Annotated in this window: 25 protein-coding genes; 15 read left to right on the forward strand and 10 right to left on the reverse strand. The window is 62.1% G+C overall.

What is annotated here, in order from left to right; all coding sequences use genetic code 11:
• Positions 1–16: 16 nt before the first annotated feature.
• From HZY77_RS12710 to hyfB, 3 genes are read right to left on the reverse strand one after another with little or no spacing between them, the layout of a single operon-like run.
• Positions 17–271: a hypothetical protein gene (locus HZY77_RS12710; RefSeq protein WP_296815370.1), complete on the reverse strand. Its 255-nt coding sequence runs from the start codon at positions 269–271 to the stop codon at positions 17–19.
• On the reverse strand, positions 268–960 hold the full coding sequence (locus tag HZY77_RS12715) for an NADH-quinone oxidoreductase subunit H (protein WP_296815372.1): 693 nt from the start codon (positions 958–960) through the stop codon (positions 268–270). The genes HZY77_RS12710 and HZY77_RS12715 overlap by 4 nt, the downstream gene beginning before the upstream one ends.
• The gene (gene hyfB / locus HZY77_RS12720; protein WP_296815378.1) at positions 957–2,969 is read right to left on the reverse strand and encodes a hydrogenase 4 subunit B; all 2,013 of its coding nucleotides are present in this window, start codon (positions 2,967–2,969) and stop codon (positions 957–959) included. Before hyfB ends, HZY77_RS12715 begins: the two co-directional genes overlap by 4 nt.
• 99 nt (positions 2,970–3,068) lie before the next feature.
• Here hyfB and HZY77_RS12725 point away from each other — a divergent pair, with 99 nt between their 5' ends.
• Complete coding sequence (locus HZY77_RS12725; protein ID WP_296635284.1) at positions 3,069–3,266, forward strand: CopG family transcriptional regulator; 198 nt, start codon at positions 3,069–3,071, stop codon at positions 3,264–3,266.
• Between the two features lie 24 nt (positions 3,267–3,290).
• Here the strand turns inward: HZY77_RS12725 and HZY77_RS12730 are convergent, their stop codons facing one another.
• Together HZY77_RS12730 and HZY77_RS12735 are read right to left on the reverse strand one after the other, a co-directional pair.
• Positions 3,291–3,851, reverse strand: coding sequence for a carbonate dehydratase (locus HZY77_RS12730; RefSeq protein WP_296635283.1), 561 nt, complete (start codon positions 3,849–3,851; stop codon positions 3,291–3,293).
• Positions 3,848–5,596: a SulP family inorganic anion transporter gene (locus HZY77_RS12735; RefSeq protein WP_296815381.1), complete on the reverse strand. Its 1,749-nt coding sequence runs from the start codon at positions 5,594–5,596 to the stop codon at positions 3,848–3,850. The genes HZY77_RS12730 and HZY77_RS12735 overlap by 4 nt, the downstream gene beginning before the upstream one ends.
• A 395-nt stretch (positions 5,597–5,991) precedes the next feature.
• On the opposite strand from HZY77_RS12735, the gene HZY77_RS12740 reads away from it, so the two are divergent.
• A complete protein-coding gene (locus HZY77_RS12740; protein WP_296815383.1) occupies positions 5,992–7,263 on the forward strand; it encodes an FAD-dependent oxidoreductase in 1,272 nt (423 codons plus the stop codon).
• A 25-nt stretch (positions 7,264–7,288) separates the two neighbouring features.
• On the opposite strand, the gene HZY77_RS12745 is transcribed toward HZY77_RS12740, so the two are convergent.
• Entirely contained in the window at positions 7,289–7,717 is a 429-nt protein-coding gene (locus HZY77_RS12745; RefSeq protein WP_296815385.1) for a hypothetical protein, read from the reverse strand.
• 142 nt (positions 7,718–7,859) lie between these two features.
• Here HZY77_RS12745 and HZY77_RS12750 point away from each other — a divergent pair, with 142 nt between their 5' ends.
• Both HZY77_RS12750 and HZY77_RS12755 read left to right on the forward strand, forming a co-directional pair.
• Positions 7,860–8,231, forward strand: a complete 372-nt coding sequence (locus tag HZY77_RS12750) for a thioredoxin domain-containing protein (protein WP_296633749.1) — start codon at positions 7,860–7,862, stop codon at positions 8,229–8,231.
• Positions 8,224–8,694 (forward strand): putative toxin-antitoxin system toxin component, PIN family, encoded by a 471-nt coding sequence (locus HZY77_RS12755; RefSeq protein ID WP_296815387.1) that lies wholly within the window; start codon positions 8,224–8,226, stop codon positions 8,692–8,694. Before HZY77_RS12750 ends, HZY77_RS12755 begins: the two co-directional genes overlap by 8 nt.
• On the opposite strand, the gene nhaR is transcribed toward HZY77_RS12755, so the two are convergent.
• Entirely contained in the window at positions 8,651–9,550 is a 900-nt protein-coding gene (nhaR, locus tag HZY77_RS12760) for a transcriptional activator NhaR (protein ID WP_296815389.1), read from the reverse strand. The two genes, HZY77_RS12755 and nhaR, sit on opposite strands and share 44 nt — an antisense overlap.
• A gap of 139 nt (positions 9,551–9,689) precedes the next feature.
• On the opposite strand from nhaR, the gene htpX reads away from it, so the two are divergent.
• The 11 genes from htpX (at position 9,690) to HZY77_RS12815 (ending at position 20,435) form a co-directional block, all read left to right on the forward strand.
• Positions 9,690–10,565 carry a protease HtpX gene (gene htpX / locus HZY77_RS12765; RefSeq protein ID WP_296815392.1) on the forward strand — a complete coding sequence of 292 codons (876 nt, stop codon included), beginning with the start codon at positions 9,690–9,692 and terminating at the stop codon, positions 10,563–10,565.
• A 20-nt stretch (positions 10,566–10,585) separates the two neighbouring features.
• On the forward strand, positions 10,586–11,554 hold the full coding sequence (locus tag HZY77_RS12770) for a TerC family protein (protein WP_296815395.1): 969 nt from the start codon (positions 10,586–10,588) through the stop codon (positions 11,552–11,554).
• 103 nt (positions 11,555–11,657) lie between these two features.
• Positions 11,658–12,713: an AI-2E family transporter gene (locus tag HZY77_RS12775; RefSeq protein WP_296815397.1), complete on the forward strand. Its 1,056-nt coding sequence runs from the start codon at positions 11,658–11,660 to the stop codon at positions 12,711–12,713.
• Between the two features lie 39 nt (positions 12,714–12,752).
• Complete coding sequence (locus tag HZY77_RS12780) at positions 12,753–13,043, forward strand: phosphate-starvation-inducible PsiE family protein (protein ID WP_296815401.1); 291 nt, start codon at positions 12,753–12,755, stop codon at positions 13,041–13,043.
• A complete protein-coding gene (locus tag HZY77_RS12785; protein WP_296815404.1) occupies positions 13,010–13,180 on the forward strand; it encodes a phosphate-starvation-inducible PsiE family protein in 171 nt (56 codons plus the stop codon). The genes HZY77_RS12780 and HZY77_RS12785 overlap by 34 nt, the downstream gene beginning before the upstream one ends.
• Before the next feature lie 109 nt (positions 13,181–13,289).
• Positions 13,290–13,478 (forward strand): hypothetical protein, encoded by a 189-nt coding sequence (locus tag HZY77_RS17870; protein ID WP_363153746.1) that lies wholly within the window; start codon positions 13,290–13,292, stop codon positions 13,476–13,478.
• Between the two features lie 49 nt (positions 13,479–13,527).
• On the forward strand, positions 13,528–14,775 hold the full coding sequence (locus HZY77_RS12795) for an RsmB/NOP family class I SAM-dependent RNA methyltransferase (RefSeq protein ID WP_296815407.1): 1,248 nt from the start codon (positions 13,528–13,530) through the stop codon (positions 14,773–14,775).
• 61 nt (positions 14,776–14,836) lie between these two features.
• Complete coding sequence (locus HZY77_RS12800) at positions 14,837–16,651, forward strand: long-chain fatty acid--CoA ligase (protein ID WP_296815410.1); 1,815 nt, start codon at positions 14,837–14,839, stop codon at positions 16,649–16,651.
• 56 nt (positions 16,652–16,707) lie between these two features.
• Positions 16,708–17,910: an outer membrane protein transport protein gene (locus tag HZY77_RS12805; protein ID WP_296820913.1), complete on the forward strand. Its 1,203-nt coding sequence runs from the start codon at positions 16,708–16,710 to the stop codon at positions 17,908–17,910.
• Positions 17,911–17,912: 2 nt separating this feature from the next.
• Positions 17,913–19,202: a mechanosensitive ion channel domain-containing protein gene (locus HZY77_RS12810; protein WP_296815412.1), complete on the forward strand. Its 1,290-nt coding sequence runs from the start codon at positions 17,913–17,915 to the stop codon at positions 19,200–19,202.
• 60 nt (positions 19,203–19,262) lie between these two features.
• Positions 19,263–20,435 carry a fatty acid desaturase gene (locus HZY77_RS12815; protein WP_296815415.1) on the forward strand — a complete coding sequence of 391 codons (1,173 nt, stop codon included), beginning with the start codon at positions 19,263–19,265 and terminating at the stop codon, positions 20,433–20,435.
• A 114-nt stretch (positions 20,436–20,549) separates the two neighbouring features.
• Here HZY77_RS12815 and rpmG read toward each other — a convergent pair whose 3' ends face one another.
• The 3 genes from rpmG to radC all read right to left on the reverse strand — a co-directional run bounded on the left by rpmG (position 20,550) and on the right by radC (position 21,750).
• Positions 20,550–20,717, reverse strand: a complete 168-nt coding sequence (rpmG, locus tag HZY77_RS12820; protein WP_011313102.1) for a 50S ribosomal protein L33 — start codon at positions 20,715–20,717, stop codon at positions 20,550–20,552.
• Positions 20,718–20,728: 11 nt separating this feature from the next.
• A complete protein-coding gene (gene rpmB, locus HZY77_RS12825; protein WP_011313101.1) occupies positions 20,729–20,965 on the reverse strand; it encodes a 50S ribosomal protein L28 in 237 nt (78 codons plus the stop codon).
• A 110-nt stretch (positions 20,966–21,075) separates the two neighbouring features.
• Complete coding sequence (radC, locus tag HZY77_RS12830; RefSeq protein ID WP_296815417.1) at positions 21,076–21,750, reverse strand: DNA repair protein RadC; 675 nt, start codon at positions 21,748–21,750, stop codon at positions 21,076–21,078.
• Positions 21,751–21,780 lie beyond the last annotated feature (30 nt).

Genomic DNA, 21,780 nt, shown 5'->3' on the forward strand with positions numbered 1-21,780 from the left:
CGCGTTCGATTCCATCTCATCCCTCCAGCAGGAAATGGATCAGCATGCCCAGTACACCCAGCAGGAAGGCCGTGCCGAGAAACTCCGGAACGCGGAACAGGCGTACCTTGGCGGAGACGACTTCCATGAACGACAACGCGGCGCCGCCGACCGCAAGCTTCGCTACGATGGCGGCCAGCGCCAAAGGCAGGGCGGCGATATCGCCTTGGGGTGCGATGCCCCATGGCAGGAACAGCGCGATGCCCAGCGCGGAGTAGGTGAACAGTTTCAATGCCCCGCCCATTCGATCAGGGCGAGATGCCGGGCGGAATACTCCAGGATCATGGCCTCGTGAATCATCGTCAATTCAAGGTGCGTACCGGGATTGTCAACGGGGATGCGCGCGTTCTCCGCCACCGAGATCATCCAGAACGCCACCGCCGCGAACGCCAGGCTGGGGTGGATGGCGAAGGCCTTGTGCGCCAGGGTGGCGACGATGATGGGAAGTTCAGTGGACTGCGAAATCAGGCTGGCGGTGAAGAACACCATGAGTAGCGCAGGCTCGGCCAGGAAGGACACCAGCATGTCCCTTCGTGCCCCGAGGGTGCCGAACGGGGTGCCGATGTCCATGGCCGCCAGCGCCAGGAACACCCGTGCCAGCGCGAAGATGCCCACCAGGGCAATGACGTCCGCCGCCGGCGAGAAGGACAGGTCGTTGGCGATGGTCGGCACGATGCCGGCCGCCAGCGCCATGCAGGCAAACTTCATGTAGGGCGCGAAGCGGAACAGCGGCGAGGCAGTGTGCGCGATCACCGCGTCCTTGTGGAACAGTTTGCGCAGGGAGCGGTAAGGCTGGGTGATGGGTGGCGCGCTGCGCCCCTGCAGCCAGGCGCGGCACTGGTTGACCCAGCCCATCAGCAGCGGTGCCAGCAGGATGGCCAACAGGGTCTGGGCGACTTGCAGGAGGATGCCGGCGCTCATCGTGTAAATACCAGGAGGAAGATCAGGGTGACGAAGCTGTAGATCAGGTACCACTGGATTCGGCCATGTTGCAGGCGTGCGGCCTGCATCGACAACCAGGCAGTCAGGTCGGCGATGGGCTGATAGATCAGCAGCCAGAGCTTGTCGCGGCTGTCACCGCGGTAATGCGGGTGACGGTCGAAAGGATCGGGAGTTTCGCGCTCCACCCGCATGAACACCTCGAAGATCTGCCGGATCGGCTGACCGAAGCCTTCGGCACTGTCCTGCATGCGCGTATTCTGTTCCGGATAGCCACAATCCCACGGTTCGCTGCGGCGTACCCTGCCGTGATAGACGCGGCGTACCCACAGATAGGTGAGCGCTACCACCGCTGTGACACCTGCCAGGAAAATCAGCGGCGCATAACTCGCCCGCTCCGCCGAAACCGGCGTCAGCAACAGCCAGTTGCTGATGCCGGACAGGCGTTGTCCGGTCAGCATCAGCACGACCGGTTCCAGCCACTGGATGACCAGCGTGGGAAACAGCCCCAGCTGGATGCAAGCGCCAGCCAGCCACAGCATGCCCAGGCGCTCCGGCCAGCTTGCCTCGTGTGCATGTTGCAGCGCCGGATCGCGCGGCTGCCCGAGGAAGATGACACCGTAAAACTTCACCATCACGTAGGCGGCGAGCGCGGCGGCAAGCACCACCGTGGCTGCCGCCACCGGAATCACCATGTTGAGGTAGGGCTGGGTGAGTCCCGGTGTCAGCAGGAAGGCCTGCAACAACAGCCACTCCGAGACGAAGCCATTGAGCGGCGGCAGGCCCGCGATGGCCAGCGCGCCGATCAGCGTGAGCCAAGCTGTCCACGGCATGGTGCGGATCAGTCCGCCCAGGCGGCCCATGCGCCGCTCACCGGTGGCATGCAGCACCGAACCCGTGCCGACGAACAGCAGGCCTTTGAAGAATGCATGGTTGAGGGCGTGGTACAGCAGGGCGGTCAGCGTCAGTGCCGCCAGCGCGCCCTTGCCGTCGGTGTGAAAAATCAGCGTCAGGCCGAAGGCGGCGATGATCACACCGATATTCTCGATCGAGGACCAGGCCAGGAGGCGTTTCATGTCCGATTGCACGGCGGCGAAGATCACGCCGTACAGGGCGGTCACTAAGCCCAGCGCCAATGCCAGCGTGCCCCACCAGCCAAGCTGCATTTTGAGCAGGTCGAAGGTGACGCGGAGTAGACCGTAGATGGCGGTCTTCAGCATCACGCCCGACATCAGGGCCGATACCGGCGACGGCGCGGCGGGGTGGGCTTCCGGCAGCCACACGTGTATCGGTACCAGGCCCGCCTTGGCGCCGAAACCGAACAGCGCCAGCAGGAAGGCCGCCGAGGACCAGAACGGCGTCATCTCCGCGAGGCGCATGGTGTTGAAGGTGTAGTCCCCATGGCCGCCCTGCAGCACGCCGAAGGTGAGCAGCAGGGACACCGCGCCGATGTGCGCGATCAGCAGATAGAGAAACCCGGCGCGGCGGATCTCGGGAATCTTGTGATCGGTGGTGACGAGGAAGTAGGACGACAAGGCCATCACTTCCCAGGCCACCATGAACGCGTAGGCATCGTCGGCCAGCAGCACCGTGACCATACCGGCCAGGAACAGATGGTACCAGAGGGCGAGCAGGGCGAGCGGACCCGCAGCCATGTTCCTGAAATAGCCGCAGGCATACACAGTGATGCCGAATGCGGCGCCGCCCAGCAACACCATGAAGAAGGCAGACAAGGCGTCTAGCCGAAGATGGAATGGCAGGTCGGGCAGACCGATGGGCAGCACCATGGACGAGGCGGGCAGCAGCAATCCGGCGACGCCGATGCCTGCCATGAACAATGCGCCCAATGCGCCAAGGGGAAAGATCAGTCGGGTGAGTAGGCCGTGCCGACGTTGCAGCAGCAGCGCTGAAAAACCTACCCNCAACCAGTACAGCACCCCGGCCCAAGCCAAATCGAGGACATGAGCGTCAAGGGATGCCAAATGTGACATTGAACGTACGCGCGTAGCTGACCAGATTTGATTCTATTGACAAACCAAATCAACTACAATGTTAATCTGATTAACATATCAAGTCGTTATTCTGTTGCCATGGAAAACCGTACAGCCCGGCTCACCGTTCTGATCGATCCCAGGAAAAAGAAACTGTTCGAAGAAATCTGCGTGCAGCGCGACCTGACGCCGTCACAGGTCGTGAGGCGACTGATCCGTCAATACATCATCGACAATGCGGGCGGAAGGGAATTGCCCGGGTGGCTGACCGCTGCGGCGCCACGGGGCGAGGAATGATGTCCGGAGGACATCCTCCCAAAATCAGAACTCGTTGCGGATGCGCTTGTAGCCTTTGACCAGCTCGTGGTTGGCCTGCGCCACGCTTTCCGAAAAGTCGGCGGCCTGCGGCGATACGCGCTCGATCGTCGCCAGGTCGGCATCGGAGTGGATGTTGGCGGTGGAGGGGATGTAGAAGCCCGGCGGCACGGTGCAACCTTCCACCACCGAGTTGTGGCGAACGACCGAGCCGTCGGACACGATGCAGTTGAATAGCACCGAGTTGAAGCCGACGAATACGTTATCGCCCACCGTGCAGGGGCCATGCACGATGGAGCGGTGCGCGATGGAAGTGCTGCGTCCGATGGTGACGCCGCCGCCTGCCTTGCAGTGGATGACCACGCCGTCCTGGATGTTGGAATGGGCACAGATGATGATGGGCTCCATCTCGCCGTTATCGTCCACCTCGTCGGCGCGGATCACCGCGTAGGGGCCGATGAACACGTTTTCTTCTACGATGACCTTGCCGCACAGAATGGCGGTGGGGTCGACAAATGCGGTGTCATGTACGACAGGCAAATGCCCGGACGGGTTTTTGCGGATCATGATGAGCGAGGTTCTCCGTTGGGTAGGTGTTGGTGACAGATGGGGAAGGCGCGTACGGTGCAATTCCGGCAAATCTCGTTGTCGAGCTTCGGATACAGGATCTCGGCAGGGCGGGTTTTGGCCGGAAACAGGTTTTCTTCACCGACGTCTTCCATGAAATGGCCGCGTTTCAGCGTCTCGGCCAGGCTGTTCTTCATGCGATAGAAAGACAGGGTCCCCCCNNATTTTCGCCGTTGGCGCGCAGCCTCGGCCAGGAATTCGGCTCCGGCCAGATCGACAAAGTTGATGCCGCTGGCCATGACGACCAGATGCTTGCGCTCGGGTTCCGATTCTTCGATTTCCTGCAGTTGCTGCTGCAGGTGGGCGACGGCGCCAAAGAAGATCGAGCCATTGACCCGCATCATTTTTATCTGCGGGCACTCCGACCGGCCATCGAGGGGTGTGTAATGGTAGCTTGCCGGATCGGGATCGGGCAGCACGGGTTCGAGCGCGGGGCGCGAGGTGCGATACAGGTAGAACACCAGCGACAGGGCGATGCCGAAGAAAATGCCCTTTTCCAGATCGATCAACGTACCGATGAGCGTCACCCACAGGACGATGGTTTCCTGCCGGCTGATCTTGGGCAGCAGGCTGATGTGGTGGAAGTCGATCAGACTCCAGGCCACCAGGAACAGGATCCCGGCCATTGCCGCATCGGGCAGATAGGCAGCCAGAGGCGCAACCAGCAGCAGGATGATCAGCAGAAACACCGACGCGAACACGGCGGCCAGGGGCGTGCGTGCGCCTGCCGCGTAATTGACCCCGCTGCGGTTGAACGATCCGCTGGATGCGTAGCTCGAGAAAAAGCTGCCGATCACGTTGGAGAGCCCCTGGCCGACGAATTCCTGGTTGCCGTCAATGTGTTGTCCGGATTTCGTGGCGACGGCGCGCGAGATGGATACTGCTTCCGTCAGAGCCAGCATGGTGATGATCAGGGACGGGAACAGCATCTGGTTCAGCGCGCCGAAGGAGAAGTCGGGCGCCGACAGCGGCGGCAGGCCGGACGGCAGGGCGCCGACCGTTTTGATGTGGGTGATCTCCACGCCGTAACGCGCGTTCAGGAACAGCGCCGCAAAGCTGCCGACCAGCATGGCGGCGATCATGTAGGGGAACTTGGGCATGAAGCGCTTGACCAGGATGCCCGAGGCAAGCGTGATGACGGAAACCGCCGTGACGTAGGGGTTGATGTCCTGAAGGTGCTGGACGAACAAGGACAGGATCTCGAAGAACGGCGTGCCGCGCGGGATGCTGACTCCGAAGAAGTTCTTGATCTGGCTGCCTGCGATGAGCATGGCCGCGCCAGCCGTAAAGCCGATCACGACTGTATGGGAAATGAAGTTGACGAGCACGCCCATGCGCGCCAGGCCCAGAATGAGTTGGAAGACCCCGGTCAGGAAGGTCAGGGTCAGCACCAGGCTGATGAATTCGGGTGTGCCGGGATGGGCAAACGGGCTGACCGACGCAAACACGGCGATCGAAATGGCGGTGGTGGGGCCGGACACGAGATGCCATGACGAGCCGAACAGCGCGGCGATGATGGCCGGCATCATCGCCGCATAAAGACCGTATTCGGGCGGCATGCCGGCAATGGTGGCGAAGGCCACCCNCTGGGGTAGCACGATCAGGGCACCCGTAAGCCCCGCCATCGCGTCGTCGCGGGTTGTGCTGCCGTTGACCGAAGGCCACCAGCGGAGAAAGGGGAGCATCCTGTAAACCCAGAGAGGACAGACGGAGGAGAGTTTGGAAAGTGTTTTTGCATGGTGGGCGCATTTTAAAGCATTGGGCGGCTATGAGACAGTGGTTTTGCCATTTCGGGGCGTGTGCATGGCCAGCCGGACGCCTGCGTACGCATTGCCGGCGAGGCGCGGCCATGCTGCCCATCCGCCTCGTGCCAGCGGGATATGGCCGGTTTTCGGACGTTCACCTTGATGTCACTTTGTCGGTCCGGACACCGACTGTGAAAAAGCCATGTAAGCCGCGATGCAGCCAGCCCGCGCAGGGATGCTTACTTGAGCGGTGAAGCGATTCTGATTGCGAACCTCATCAGTTGACGTATAAAAATAAGTTAACCATGCAATCGCAACCCTCAGGAGACAGAAAAATGGCCCACATCGTGATTTTAGGAGCAGGTATAGGCGGAATGCCCATGGCGTTCGAGATGCGGGAGAACGCACGTGCCGAAGACCGCATCACCGTCATCTCCAACACCCCCATCTTCCACTTCGTTCCCTCCAACCCCTGGGTGGCGGTCAACTGGCGCACCCGTGCGGATATCGAGTTGCCGATCGAACCCATCCTCAGCAAGAAGAAGATCGACTTCATCCCCGTCGCCGCGAAACGCGTCCATCCCGCCGAGAACCGCATCGAACTCGAAGACGGCCGCAGCATCGACTACGACTACCTCGTCATCGCCACCGGCCCCAAACTGGCTTTCGACGAAATCGAGGGCCTGGGCCCCAACGGCCACACCCAGTCCGTCTGCCACGTCGACCATGCCGTCACTTCCAGCGACAACTGGCAGGCCTTCGTCAAAGACCCCGGCCCCATCGTCGTCGGCGCCGTCCAGGGCGCCTCGTGCTACGGCCCCGCCTACGAATTCGCCATGATCATGGAAACCGACCTGCGCCGCCGCAAACTGCGCGACAAGGTGCCCATCACCTTCGTCACCGCCGAACCCTACATCGGCCACCTCGGCCTCGGCGGTGTCGGCGACTCCAAGGGCATGATCGAATCGGCCTTTCGCGACAAGCACGTCAAATGGATCTGCAACGCCAAGGTCACCAAGGTCGAAGCCGGCAAGATGTTCGTCACCGAGGTGAACGAGGACGGCAGCGAGAAGAAACAGCACGAACTACCGTTCAAGTACTCCATGATGCTGCCCGCCTTCAAGGGCGTGGACGCCGTCCTCGGCATCGAAGGGCTGACCAATCCGCGCGGTTTCATTGTCATCGACCCGTACCAGCGCAATCCCACCTTCAAGAACGTCTTCTCGGTCGGCGTATGCGTCGCCATTCCNCCGGTCGAAGCCACCCCGCTGCCGGTCGGCGTGCCCAAGACCGGCTACATGATCGAGTCCATGGTGACGGCCACCGCGCACAACATCCGAGCCCTGCTGGATGGCAAAGAGCCCGCCGAGAAGGCTACTTGGAACGCAGTCTGCCTGGCCGATTTCGGCGACACCGGCATTGCGTTTGTTGCGCTGCCGCAGATTCCTCCGCGCAACGTCAACTGGTTCTCAGAAGGCAAGTGGGTGCATCTGGCCAAAATCGCGTTCGAGAAATATTTCCTGCGCAAGATCAAGAAGGGAAATGTCGGGCCCTTCTACGAAAACCTCACGTTGCGCGCGCTGGGAATATCGAAACTCAAGGAGTGAGGCGAACGTCCGCACGCGGCGCGCGTCAGCGTGACGCGTCGTCGGGAGGTTTCCTGTCCGTAGGCTGCAACGCGATCACGCTGGCAGGTGCATCGGGCTNTTGGCGCCCGGCGAGCAGCAGCAGGGCCTGATGGAATTCTCCCGGGAGGCGTTTCATGGTTTCCGCAGCCTGGGGCTGGTAATGCACCACCTCGAACGGCACGCGTTCGTCCAGCGATGCACGCGCCTGGGGATGGAAGTGCTGCCAGGCCAGTTCGACCCAGGCCTTGTTCTGGCCGTCGACGAAAATGAATTCCTCCGCATCCAGCACGGCCAGGTACTGCAGGCTGCGAATCGGCACGAACAGGCATTTTCCCGCCCGCGCCAGCAGCGTGTGCAANNGGTTGTAGGTGGCGGCGGGAAGAAATGCCGGCAAGCGCGCGATTTCCTGCTCGCGATAGAAACGTTCTTCCATGGCGTTACGTTAGCAGTCCGGCACCCGGTTGGTTAAGCATTTTTGCACACGTACCTGTGTACGGGCGAGGCATGAAGCATGTCTGTGGGAATCATGCGCCCTTGAGGCAAAATAGGGATCAGACATCCCGACCGCAATCACCATGAACGATCCCACTCCTGCCCACGGGCCGGGCCTGATTTTCGATACCCATCTGGAGCATTTCGATCACGACGTGATCGAAGCCTCGCATACGCTTCCCATCCTGGTCGATTTCTGGGCCGACTGGTGCCCGCCTTGCCGTGCGCTGACCCCCGTGCTCGAACGTGTCGTCGCGCACCATGCCGGCAAGATCCACATGGCCAAGGTCGAAGTCGACGAAGGCGACAACATGAAACTTGCCGGACGCTACGCCTTGCGCGGTTTCCCCACCGTCCTGCTGTTCGTCAAGGGCGAGATCGTCGGGCGTTTCTCCAGTGCCCATCCCGAGCATTGGGTGCGTGAGTTCATCGCCGAGCACACCGATATTGAGTGACACACGCATCGTGCTCGACACCAATGTGGTGCTCGATCTGTTGCATTACGACGATGCGGTGGCGCGCCCCCTGCTGCATGCGCTGGAAGCGGGGCGCGTACGCTGCGTGGTGACGAGCGCCACGCTCGACGAGTGGCGGCGCGTACTGGCGTATCCGGCGTTTGGGCTGGATTCGGCGCGTCAGGCAGCGCTGTATGCGCGCTATCAAGCCCTGGCCGTGTTGGAGCCGGCAACTGTCGTCGCAGACCTGCCGCGTTGTCGTGATCCAGACGACCAGAAATTCATCGAGTTGGCCACCACGGCCCGTGCGCAAGGGCTGGTCAGCAAGGATCGTGCGGTGCTCCGCTTGCGTCGCCACTGCGTGGCGCATTTTCGGATCATGCTCCCGGCGGAAGCGGTGTGCTGGTTGACGGATAGGCTTAATTGTCCTGCGGCCGGAACCGCTGTCGCGCCGCTTCGCTGACCGCCAGTACGGCTGGATGACTCAGCCGCCGTTCCACCGAAATGGCAANAANACGTTCGCGTATCTCCTGCGTCCGTCCTAGCTCGATTACCTCGTATTGCCGCATCACGTCCTGAACGGTGGTAATCGGTACCGGAAACACGCCGGCTCCGGCTTGGCCGAAGGCGCTCATCAGCGCGCTGTCGTCGAATTCGCCGACGACGGTGGGCTGGATATNCCTGCGTTCGAGCCAGCGCAACAACGGCACGCGCAGTGCGCTGTCTTCGCCCGGAATCAGGAACGGAACGCCATGCAGGTTGGCGGGGAAGGCCGCTTCCAGTGTGTCGGCGATCGCGCGTGCGGCCAGAAAGGCGATGCCGCATTCCCCCAGCGGATGGCTGTAGCCCTTGATGTCCATCGTGGAGGGGGGGCGGTCGGCCAGCACCATGTCGAGCCGGTGGATGGACAGCTCGGCGGCGAGTTGTTCCAGCCGGTCTTCCCGGCACACCAGCTTGACTGGCTCGGCCAGTGCCAGCGCAGGGGCCAGCAACTGGTAGGCGATCGCCTTCGGCACGACGTCTGCGATGCCCACCCGGAACGGATGGGCGCGAGGTGCGAGGCGGTTTTGCAGGGCGTCTTCTAGTTCGGCGCCGACCTGGAAAATGTCGTCGGCGTAGATCAGCGCGGTACGTCCGGCATCGGTCAGTTCCAGCCGTCGCCCACTGCGCCGGAACAACGCCACGCCCAGGCGTTCCTCGAAGGCGCTGATCTGTCCGGACAGCGTCTGAGGGGTCAGATGCAGCTTCTCGGCGGCGCGGTTGAGCGCGCCCGCCTTGGCAACGGTACGGAAGTAATACAAATGCTTGTAATTGAGCATGGTGTCGAAATGGTTCGATAAAACAGAACAATAGCATTATAAAAATCGAATTTTATTGTCCTTCTTCCAGCTATATTCTTCACTTGTGTGTCATGCAATGGCCCTCAGTCCGACCGGGCAGGGATTAAAGGAGAACATCATGAAACGTATTGTCTTGTTCCTCGCCACCAACCTGGCGATCGTGCTGGTGCTGTCGTTCACCATGCGCATCCTGGGCGTCGAGCCCTACCTTACCGAGAACGGGCTGAACCTGGGTTCGCTGTTGGTCTTTGCCGCCGTGATGGGCTTTGGCGGTTCGTTCATCTCGCTGGCGATTTCCAAGTGGATGGCAAAGAAATCGATGGGCGTGCGGGTGATCGAGACGCCGTCGAACTCGACCGAGTTCTGGCTCGTGGAGACCATCCGCAAATACGCGGCGGACGCCGGGATCAAGATGCCGGAAGTCGGCATTTACGATGCGCCCGACGTCAACGCCTTCGCCACCGGCATGACCCGCAACAGTTCACTGGTCGCCGTGTCCTCGGGCCTGTTGCGGCAGATGTCGCGCGAGGAAGCGGAGGCCGTTCTGGGCCATGAAATCGCGCACGTCGCCAACGGCGACATGGTGACGCTGGCGCTGATCCAGGGCGTGGTGAACACCTTCGTGATGTTCCTGTCGCGCGTGATCGGCCATACCGTCGACCGCGTCGTGTTCAAGAACGAGGAGGGCCACGGCCCGGCGTTCTTCGTCACCATGATCGTGGCCGAACTGGTGCTGGGCATCCTGGCATCGATCATCGTCATGTGGTTCTCGCGCCAGCGTGAATTCCGCGCCGACCGCGGCGGTGCCAGCCTGGCCGGACGCGGTGCCATGATCGCGGCGCTGGAGCGCCTCAACAGCCTGCATCCGCACCCGCTGCCCGACAAGATGGCGGCCTTCGGCATCGCCGGCGGCAGNCCNCAGGGCTGGAAGCGCCTGTTCATGACGCACCCGCCGCTGGAAGAGCGCATCGCCGCATTGCGCGCGGTGCAGTAAGCAGGCGGACCGAGGAAAACATGGACGCTGTCCTGCATATCGGCGAACCCTGGATGTGGGCGGCCTTCGTCGGCTTCGTGCTGGCGATGCTGGCCGTCGACCTGTTCCTGGTCGGCGGCAACAAGGCGCATAAGGTCGGCTTCAGAGAGGCGGCAGCATGGTCGGTCGTGTGGGTTTCGCTCGCGATGCTGTTCAACCTCGGCCTGTGGTGGTATCTCAAGGGCGTGCACGGCAGCGAGGTGGCCGACGCCAAGGCGATGGAGTTCCTGACTGGCTACCTGATCGAGAAATCGCTCGCGGTCGATAACATCTTCGTCTTCCTGATGATCTTCGGCTTCTTTGCCGTGCCGGCGGAGTTTCAGCGGCGCGTGCTGATCTACGGTGTGGTCGGCGCGATCGCGATGCGCGCCGTGATGATCCTGGCAGGCGCCTGGTTGGTGCAGGAGTTCCACTGGATTCTCTATGTGTTCGGTGCCTTCCTCGTCGTCACCGGCATCAAGATGCTGATGTTCGCCGAGGCCGAGCCGGACCTCGGCAAGAACCCGATGCTCAACTGGATCAAGCGGCACATGCGGCTGACGCCGGATTACCGCGGCGAAAAATTCTGGGTGCGGGAAAACGGCGTGTGGCTATTCACCCCGCTGTTCCTGGTGCTGGTCATGATCGAGCTGTCGGACGTGATTTTCGCGGTCGATTCGATCCCGGCGATCTTCGCCATCACCACCGACCCCTTCATCGTGTTCACCTCGAACATCTTCGCTATCCTCGGATTGCGTGCGATGTATTTCATGCTGGCCGGCATGGCGGACCGCTTTCATCTGCTCAAATATGGTCTGGCCATGGTGCTGGTGTTCGTGGGAACCAAGATGCTGATCGTCGATGTCTATAAAATCCCGGTAGGCCTGTCGCTCGGCATCGTGGGCCTCATTATCGCCAGCTTCATGTTTGCCAGCCTGTGGGTGACGCGAAAACCGGCTACTCCAGGCTGAAACCGGGCGACGAACGCGCGAGAGGCTTCGCCGCCTGTTGTTGGACTCCGGCGCCGGCGCACAACTGAAGTACCCTTGCAGGGATCATGGCTGAAGGGCAATCATGCCGACTTATACCGATTCNCCCCTGGCCCGACGGATCGTGGGATTTGCGTTCCTGGTCTCGATATTCGGGCTGACCATCTGGGTGCTGTCGCCCTTTCTTGCGGCCCTGGCCTGGGCAGGGATCCTCGCGTACGTGACCTGGCCGCTCCATCAGTGGGTGTGCCGTCGAATGCCGGGACGCGACAATCTCGCCGCGCTGTTGATGACGCTGGGGGTGACGGCGACCCTGTTGCTGCCGCTGGTGTGGGTGATGTTCACGGTGGCGGCCGATGTGGTGGCGGCTTCGGCGACGCTCACGCAGTTTGCCGTTCATGGGCTTCCACCTTTGCCCGCCGGGATGCGCAACTGGCCGGGCGGAGCGTGGCTGGCCGAGCAGTACCAGCGTGTCCAGGCCGATCCGGCCTGGGTGCATGCGCAGTTCGATGCGCTGGGCCTGACGAATACGGTCGCGCTGAAATCGCTGGCNGGGGGCGTCGGGCGCAATGTGGCGAAATTCGGCCTCGCGGTGTTCGCGCTGTTCTTCCTGTATCGCCACGGCGTCAGCGTGCTGGCGCAGTTCCGCGGCGTGGCCACGCGCTGGCTGGGCGAGGCGGCGCGCGGCTATATCCAGGCGGTCGGCGTGACCGTGCGGGCCGTGGTGTTCGGCATCGTGCTCACCGCGCTGGCACAGGGCACGCTTGCCGGGCTGGGTTACTGGGTGGCGGGACTTGCCGCGCCCGCCCTGTGGGGTGTGATTACCGCGCTGGTGTCGCTGATCCCCTTCGTCGGCCCGGTGGTGTGGATCGGGCTGTCCCTGACCCTCCTGGCGAATGGCGAGACCGGTGCCGCGCTGGGCCTGTTCCTGTGGGGTGCGCTGGTAGTGAGCTGGGTCGACAATCTGATCCGGCCGCTCGTCATCAGCGGGCCGACGCAGATCCCCTTCCTGCTGGTCTTTCTGGGCGTGCTGGGCGGCCTGCATGCCTTCGGTCTGATCGGGCTGTTCCTGGGGCCTGTGCTGCTTGCGGTATCGGTCGGGATCTGGCGTGAATGGCTGGGACATGCACGTCCGGATTGAGGTTGAGGTATCCTTGCCAGTCACTTGATCGTAACGCCCATGAATCCCGCCAAAGACCGGTTATTCGCGCGACTGGCACTCAACGTGCTGGGTGTGTTCGAGGCCATCGGCCTCATCGTCATCACGCTTGCCACGCTGGTCGCCGGCGTGTTCGAAGTCAATGCCATGATTGCGGCCAGGACGGTGGCGCTGGGCGATCTGCTGCTGCTATTCCTGTATCTGGAAGTCCTTGCCATGGTGGGGTGTACTTTCGGTCCGGACAGTTGCCGGTGCGCTTTCCCATCTATATCGCCATCGTGGCGTTGGCGCGTTATCTGGTGCTGGACATGAAAAGCCTCGATGCATGGCGCATGCTGGGCGTGACGGCGGCGATGCTGCTACTGGCCATTTCTGTGCTGGTGATTCGCTATGGTCATATCCGTTTCCCGTATGACGAACATCCAAAGGACAGAGATTCGCAACCATGAATACCAAAATGACCTATGCCGGTTTCTACAATGACAAGCACGGCGTCACCATGCTGGCGCGCGTCGTGCTCGATGGCTGGCTGTTCGGCTTTATCCCCGAGAGCGAGGATTGCGCCGGCTGGCAGCTCGGACAAATGCAGGCCTTGACGGAAAAATCGAGGCCGAATGGGACAAATACGGCAACCTGCCGAGCCGTCTGCCACCCGATCTGCGTGAGCGCCACACCGCCCTCTACAAGATGGCCACGGAACGCGCACGCGAAATGGGCTGGGATCCCGAGCTCGGCGAAGACGAATAAACCCCGGCGGGGATGCCCCTGTCGCCTGCCAACCTGCCTGCCGCCCCTGATGGAACTGACCCCGCCGTTGTTGCAACTTGCCACCCAGGCGCTCGATCTGGTGCTGGACTTCAATCGCCCAGCCGATGCCGTACTGTCGGCGTTTTTCCGCGAGCATAAGAAGCTCGGTTCGCACGACCGTGCGTTCGTGGCCGAAGCCGTATTCGGCGTATTGCGGCGCTACCGCTATCTGTCGGTGGTGGTGCCGGCGGCCAATCCGCGCACGCTGATCATTGCCTGGCTGATCAAGGTGCGTGGCATGAGCGGAGCGACGCTGGAGAAATTCGCCAAGCCCGAGTTGATCGATCACATCCGTAACGCCAAAACGGACGACCTGCCGCTGGCTGTGGCGGCGGAACTGCCCGACTGGGTGATCGAGAAACTGCAGGCGTCAATGAGCGACGCTGACATCCTTGCGCTCGGCCGGGCCCTGCAGCAGCCGGCGCCGCTCGACGTGCGGGTGAACGCGCACAAGGCGAGCCGCGACACCGTGCTGGCGCAGCTGCGCGAGGCAGGCTTCAAGGTCGAGGCGACGCCGTATTCGCCGTGGGGCATCCGCTTCAAGGACCATCCGGCGATCAACCGCCATCCGCTGTTTCTCGACGGCAGCCTCGAAGTGCAGGACGAGGGCAGCCAGCTGCTGGCCCTGCTGCTGGGGGCGCGGCGCGGCGAAATGGTGTGCGATTTCTGTGCCGGCGCCGGCGGCAAGACGCTCGCCATCGGTGCGATGATGGCGTCAAGCGGGCGTCTGTATGCGTTCGACGTGGCGGAAAAGCGGCTCGCCAACCTGAAGCCGCGGCTGGCGCGCTCGGGCCTGTCCAACGTGATGCCACAGCTGATTGCCTCCGAGAACGATACCCGGGTGAAGCGCCTGGCCGGCAAGCTCGATCGTGTGCTGGTCGACGCGCCGTGTTCCGGCCTCGGTACCCTGCGCCGCAACCCCGACCTGAAATTCCGCCAGTCGCCCGACAGCGTGACGGAACTGACCCGCAAACAGGCGGCCATCCTNGCGCGCAGCAGCGAAGCTGCTGAAACCCGGGGGCGGCTGGTCTATGCCACCTGCAGCCTGTTGCCGGAGGAAAACGAGGCCATTGTCGAGACGTTGCTGGCGGAAGGCGGATTTACCCTGTTACCGGTCAACGAGCTGCTGGCGCAACACAAGATCGACCTCGATACGGGCAGCATGCTGAAATTGTCGCCTGCCTTGCACGGCACAGACGGTTTCTTCGCGGCCGTCCTGGTCAAAGCCGCGGCTTGACCCATCCGGGCTTTGCAGTTATCAATGCGGCGTTTCCTCCGGCCGGTTCGATACCCTTGACATGGTAGCCACGCCCTTCCATCCCGATGTGCTCGGCACGCTGTGCGGCCTGTTCCGCGCGCGCGTCGACGCGACGCCGGATCAGGTGGCCTATCGTCAATTCGACGAGGCGAACGCGACCTGGGTGAGTTTCACCTGGTCGCAGGTGGCGGCCGAGGTGGCGCGCTGGCAGGCCGCGCTGGTGAAGGAGGGGCTGGCCCCAGGCGATCGCGTGGCGGTGATGCTGAAGAACAGCGTCGAGTGGGTGATTTTCGACCAGGCCGCGCTGGCGCTGGGTCTGGTCACGGTGCCNCTGTATCTCGACGATCGTCCGGAAAGTGCGGCCTATATCCTCAACCATTCCGGCGCCAGGCTGCTGCTGGTCGAAGGCAAGTTCCAACACAAGAAACTGGCCGAGATCGCAGGATCGGCGACGACGCTGCAACACATCGTCAGCCTCGTTCCACCTGAAAACGGACTGGTGAACTGGAGCACGCGCTTTGTCGTGGCAGCCGATTGGCTCGCAGCGGCGGCCGGCACGCCCGTGCCCGAACGCCATCTCACATCCGATCTGCTCGCCAGCATCGTCTACACCTCGGGCACGACCGGGCGACCCAAGGGCGTAATGCTGACGCACGACAATCTGCTGTGGAATGCGTTCTATGCCTCGCAATGCACCGATTTCGACCCGCACGAGGTCTTTCTGTCGTTTCTGCCCATGTCGCACACGCTTGAGCGCACCGGCGGGTATTACCTGCCGATGTTGATCGGCGCCGAGGTCGCCTATGCACGTTCCATTGCCCAGCTGGCGCAGGATCTGCAGACCATTCGCCCGACCGTTCTGATTTCGGTGCCGCGCATCTACGAACGGATGTACGGACGCATCCAGGACAGCCTGGAAAAGAAGGGACTGCTCGCCAGACAGGTATTCAAACTTGCGGTACAGGTCGGCTGGCGGCGCTTCGAGCTCAGCCAGGGACGGGCACGATGGAGTCCGGAGCTGCTGCTGTGGCCCCGGCTCGAGAAGCGTGTGTCAAGCAACATCACGGAAAAACTGGGCGGTCGGCTGAAACTGGCGATTTCGGGCGGGGCGGCGCTCTCGCCGGAAATCGCACACATGTTCATCGGCCTGGGCGTGCCGATCATCCAAGGCTATGGACTGACCGAAACCAGTCCGGTGGTATGCGTCAACCGCCCGGAGTCCAACATCCCGTCCAGCATCGGCCCGCCGCTGCCTGGCATCGAGGTGAAGATCGGCGACGACGCCGAACTGCTTACGCGCAGCCGCTGCGTCATGCGCGGCTACTGGCAGGACGAGGCCGCCACCCGCGCCATGATCGACGGCGAGGGTTGGCTGCACAGCGGCGACCAGGCCACGCTGGACGCCTGGGGCCACTATCACATCACCGGCCGCATCAAGGACATCATCGTGCTGAACAACGGCGAGAAGGTGCCGCCGACCGACATGGAATCCGCCATCCTGCTCGACCCGCTGTTCGAACAGGTGATGGTCGTCGGCGAAGGCAAACCCTATCTGGCCGCACTGACCATACTCAACGAGGAACATTGGCAGGAATTTGCCGCGCATCTCAACGTCGATCCCAACCATCCCGGGGCTTTGCGCGATCCCAAGGTGATGAAGGCGCTGACCCACCGCGTGGCGCACCATCTCAAGCATTTTCCCGGCTATGCCCAGATTCGCCGGCTGCATCCCGAGCTCAAGCCATGGACGCTTGAAGACGGCCTCCTGACTCCCACCCTCAAGATCAAACGCAATCAGGTGCTCGACCGCTACCGCGCGACGGTCGAGGCCATGTATGCTGATTTCGCACGCTGACCCCATAAAACCGATTAGGGAGATATTTCATGCCTTCGTTTCCTCGTAAACAATTGATGCTCGGCCTGGCACTGGCCGGGTTCGCCGACCTGGGCCAAGCCGCCGGCTTTGCGTTGGTCGAACAGAACGCCAGCGGCCTGGGCAATGCCTATGCCGGCCAGGCCGCCAGTGCGCAGGATGCCAGCACGATATTTTTCAATCCGGCGGGTATGACGCTGCTGCCGGATGCGCAGTTGGTCGTCGCGGGCCACCTGATCCAGCCCTCCGCCAAGTTCTCGGGGACGTTCAGCGCGCCAGTCGGCGGCGGGCAGGGCGGGGATGCCGGCGGGTTGGCGTTCGTGCCGAACCTGTATTTCGCGCTTCCCCTCACGTCGAGTGTCAGCCTAGGTGTAGGGATCAATGCGCCATTCGGCCTCAAGACCGATTATGACGCTGGCTGGGTCGGCCGCTTCCAGGCCCTCAAGTCCGACCTCAAGACGATCAACGTCAACCCGTCGATCGCCTGGAAACTCAATGATCGACTGTCGCTGGGGCTGGGGTTGGACGTCCAGCGTGTTGAAGCCACCTTGTCGAACAACATCTCGCCCCTCGCGCCAGGCTCCCTGATGACGGTCAANGGGGACGACTATGGCTGGGGTTATAACCTGGGTGCGTTGTGGCAGGCTACCCAGGATACGCGTGTCGGCCTGGCGTATCGCTCCGAGGTGGATTACAAGTTGAAAGGAACGCTGTCATCAAATGTTACTTTGCCCTTACCGCCAAGCGGTGACGTGACTGCCGATGTCACCATGCCGGCTAGCGCTTCCCTGAGCGTTTTTCACAAGCTCTCGCCCAAGGTGGATCTGCTGGCCGATGTCACGTGGACTGGCTGGAGTGCATTCGATCGCCTTGCTGTTGTGTATACGTCAATTGCCTACCCGCTACCTGCAACCCAGGAAAACTGGCACGACAGCTGGCGTTACTCGATTGGCGCAACGTGGCACAGGGATGCCGCCTGGAGTTGGCGCGCNGGGGTGGCCTATGACGAAACACCGGTTCCGGACGCCTACCGTACTCCACGCATTCCTGACGAGAGCCGCACGTGGCTTGCGCTGGGTGGCCAATATCGCTTGGACAAGAAGAACGTGGTCGATTTCGGATTTGCCCACCTGTTCGTCAAACAGGCAAGCATCCACAGTACGACGGCGACGGGCACGTTAAATGGGAAGTACGACAACTACGTCAACATCCTTTCGGCGCAGTTCACGCACAATTTCTGACCTTGGACCGCCCCATCCCCTTTGACAACCTTCTGACGCGCCTGATCGACGACAGTAAAAACGTCGATCTGCTGTGGCAGATGGGCGTGCTGGCGGCGTGCGCCCTCGTGGCTTGGGGTGCGATGCGCCTGATCGCCCCCTTTCTTGCGAAGACCGATACCGTCTGGCACGCCGGCTTGCGCAGGGTGGGGTTTCCGCTCTTCATGCTGCTGGCGTTGCTGCTCGGGCGCGACCTGGCCCATCACTGGCTGGCCCATACGCACCTGCTGAACCTGGCTGTGCCGCTGTTGCTGGCGCTGGCGGGGGTGCGGTTGGTGGTCTATGCGTTGCGTTACGCGCTCAAGCCGCGCGCATCACTCAAGCTGTGGGAACGCACGGCTGCCTGGCTGATCTGNGGGGCGTTTGCGCTGCACATCACCGGCCTGCTGCCGCGCATCCATGCAGCCATGGAGGCGCTCTCGTTCCAGTCAGGCGACCATCGCTTCTCGCTGTGGCTGCTGTTCCAGGCTGCAGCGGTCATCATAGCGGCGCTCATCATTGCCCTGACGCTGGCGCGCGTGGTCGAGAACCGCCTGATGGGCATCACGCAGATGAACCTGTCGCTACGCATGGCCTTGTCCAAAGCTGCGCGCACCGTGCTGTTGATTCTGGCCGTGCTGGTGGCCTTGCCGGCAGTGGGGATCGATCTCACGGTGTTGTCGGTGTTCGGTGGGGCGCTCGGGGTGGGGATCGGCTTCGGCCTGCAAAAAGTCGCCAGCAACTACATTTCCGGATTCATCATCCTGCTCGACCGCTCGGTGCGCATCGGCGACCTGGTGACGGTCGACAACAAATATGGCCAGGTTAGCCAGATCAATACGCGCTACACGCTGCTGCGGGCGCTCGACGGCACCGAAACCATCGTGCCGAACGAGACGCTGATCACCCAGACGGTTGTCAACCATTCGCTGTCCAAGCCCAACGTGAGGATCGCATTGCCGGTCCAGGTGTCCTACGATACGGACCTGGAGCAGGCCGAAGCCTTGATGCTGGAAGCGGCGAACAGTCATGTCCGGGTGGTGCATGATGAGCCGGACAGCCCGCCCAGGGTGTTTTTGAAGGAGTTTGCCGATAATGGCGTTCTTCTGGAGTTGGCTGTATGGATCCGCGACCCCAGCGAGGGACAGAACAATCTGCGTTCGGACATCAACTGGGCAATCTGGCGACGTTTCAAGGCTGCCGGCATCGAGATTCCCTTTCCGCAACGCGTTGTGCATATGGCGACCCCGTCTTCGATTGATAATAATCCTTGATTTTTATGGGGTTTATCCGTAAATTACCGGACGATATTGTCCTTTTTGGAACTCTGAACCATGCAATTAGGCTTGTTGGATTTACCCTGGTGGGGCTATGTGCTGGTGGCCCTTGGCCTGACGCACATCACCATCGCCGCTGTCACCATTTTTCTGCACCGTTCGCAGGCGCACCGCGCCGTCGATCTGCACCCCGTTATCAGCCATTTCTTCCGTTTCTGGCTGTGGATGACCACCGGCATGGTCACCAAGGAATGGGTCGCCATCCACCGCAAGCACCACGCCAAGTGCGAAACGCCCGAAGACCCGCACAGCCCGCAGACGCGTGGCATCAAGAAGGTCTTCTGGGAAGGCTCCGAGTTGTATCGCGCCGAGGCCAAAGTGACCGAAACGCTGGAAAAATACGGCCACGGCACGCCCGACGACTGGATGGAGCGTAATGTCTACAGCCGTCACTCGGCAGCGGGCATCTGGACGATGATGGCGATCAACCTCGCCCTGTTCGGTCCCCTAGGCCTGACGATCTGGGCCGTGCAGATGGCATGGATCCCCGTGACCGCCGCCGGCATCATCAACGGCATCGGCCACTACTGGGGCTACCGCAACTTCGCCAGCGAGGATGCCAGCACCAACATCGTCCCGTGGGGCATCCTGATCGGCGGCGAGGAGCTGCACAACAACCACCACGCCTACGGCACCTCGGCGCGGTTGTCGAACAAATGGTACGAGTTCGACATCGGCTGGCTCTATATCAAGCTGATGTCCTATGTGGGTCTCGCCACCATCCGCAAGGTCGCGCCGACGGTGAAATGGCAGCCCGCCAAGCCGCTGTGCGACCTCGACACGCTGCAGGCCGTCATCACCCATCGCTACGACGTGATGACGCGCTTCGTGAAGAGCGTGCGCGCGGACAGCAAGGCCGAGATTGCCAAGCTGAAGGCCGGCGCGAACCTGCCGCAGAACTGGAACTTCGACAGCTTCCGCCGCTGGCTGCACAAGGAGCCGGCCGAGCTGGCCGCGTCCGACAAGGCCGAGCTCGACACGCTGCTGGGCAAGAGCGAGCGCCTGCAAACGGTCTATCGCATGCGCCAGGAACTCGCCGCCATCTGGGGCCGTTCCACCGCCAGCCGCGAGCAATTGCTCGACCAGTTGCAGGCGTGGTGCAAACGTGCAGAAGAAAGCGGCATCCAGTCGCTTAAGGATTTCTCGGTGCGCCTGCGCTGTTATGCCTGATGCCGAGGCGGGCGGCCTGGGGGCCGTCCGTTGATGCGCGAGTGCCCCGGCATGCGTGCAGAAGCGCCCAACAAAAACCCGCCGATCGGCGGGTTTTGTTGGGAACCGGCTGAATTACTTCAGCTTGGTCTCCTTGTACATCACATGCTTGCGAGCCTTGGGATCGAACTTGCTGATCTCCATTTTCTCCGGCATGGTCTTCTTGTTCTTGGTGGTGGTGTAGAAGTGGCCGGTGCCCGCAGTGGACTCCAGCTTGATCTTTTCGCGTCCGCCTTTAGCCATGATCTAGCTCCTTAAACCGCTTCGCCGCGGGCACGCAGGTCGGCCAGAACGGACTCGATGCCATTCTTGTCGATGGTGCGCAGAGCAGCATTGGACAAACGCAGACGAACCCAGCGGTTCTCGCTCTCGACCCAGAACCGGCGGTATTGCAGGTTGGGCAGAAAACGACGCTTGGTTTTATTGTTGGCGTGGGAAACGTTGTTTCCGACCATGGGCTTCTTGCCCGTAACGACACATACGCGAGCCATGACGCTGCTCCAGAATTGAGGGTTAACCGGTGGGGTTAACAATGAGGGTTAACCCGAGAACCGCGATTTATATCACAGCTTGCAAGCGCGAGGCAAGTTCGGCACACCCATCAAAGATGGCCGGATTCCATGAACGACAAGGAAGACGCGCCCGCCACGATGAAATGGTCGAGCACGCGCACGTCCACCAGCGCCAGCGCGTCCGCCAGTTTCCGGGTGAGGCTGCGGTCGGCGGGACTGGGTTCGGCCACGCCGCTGGGATGGTTGTGTGCCAGGATCAGCGCCGCGGCATTGTGTGAGAGCGCGCGCTTGATGATCTCGCGCGGATAGACGCTGGTTTGCGTCAGCGTGCCGCGAAACAGTTCTTCCACGGCGATCACCCGGTTCTGGGCGTCCAGAAACACGCAGCAGAAGACTTCATACTCCTTGCCGCGCAGGATCAGCCGCAGATAGTCGCGCACGGCGGTGGGCGAGGTCAGGGCGTCACCCGCCTGCATGTCCTCGGCCAGGGTGCGGCGTGCCATTTCCATCACCGCCTGCAGCAGCGCAAATTTGGCTTCGCCGACGCCGGGCGCTTCGCAGGCGGCTTTTCTGCCGGCGCGGCACAACCCGCCCAGACCGCCGAAGCGTTCGATCAGCTCGCGCCCGAGGTCAACTGCACTTTTGCCGACGACCCNCGTGCGCAGGAAAACCGCGACCAGTTCGGCGTCGGTCAGCGCAGCGGCACCCTGCTTCAGCAGTTTCTCGCGCGGGCGCGCATCTTCCGGCCAGTCCCGAATCGCCATGATTCCTCCCTCCCGTAGAATGTGCCATTT

Origin of the sequence: Thiobacillus sp. (assembly GCF_013693775.1) — a bacterium.
In the GTDB taxonomy this organism is placed as follows: Bacteria; Pseudomonadota; Gammaproteobacteria; order Burkholderiales; family Thiobacillaceae; genus Thiobacillus.

Coding starts and splice junctions, on each gene's coding strand:
- HZY77_RS12715 (WP_296815372.1), bottom strand. CDS start 960: ATGAGCGCCGGCATCCTCCTGCAAGTCGCCCAGACCCTGTTGGCCATC.
- HZY77_RS12725 (WP_296635284.1), top strand. CDS start 3,069: ATGGAAAACCGTACAGCCCGGCTCACCGTTCTGATCGATCCCAGGAAA.
- HZY77_RS12730 (WP_296635283.1), bottom strand. CDS start 3,851: ATGATCCGCAAAAACCCGTCCGGGCATTTGCCTGTCGTACATGACACC.
- HZY77_RS12750 (WP_296633749.1), top strand. CDS start 7,860: ATGAACGATCCCACTCCTGCCCACGGGCCGGGCCTGATTTTCGATACC.
- HZY77_RS12770 (WP_296815395.1), top strand. CDS start 10,586: ATGGACGCTGTCCTGCATATCGGCGAACCCTGGATGTGGGCGGCCTTC.
- HZY77_RS12780 (WP_296815401.1), top strand. CDS start 12,753: ATGAATCCCGCCAAAGACCGGTTATTCGCGCGACTGGCACTCAACGTG.
- HZY77_RS12815 (WP_296815415.1), top strand. CDS start 19,263: ATGCAATTAGGCTTGTTGGATTTACCCTGGTGGGGCTATGTGCTGGTG.
- rpmG (WP_011313102.1), bottom strand. CDS start 20,717: ATGGCTAAAGGCGGACGCGAAAAGATCAAGCTGGAGTCCACTGCGGGC.
- rpmB (WP_011313101.1), bottom strand. CDS start 20,965: ATGGCTCGCGTATGTGTCGTTACGGGCAAGAAGCCCATGGTCGGAAAC.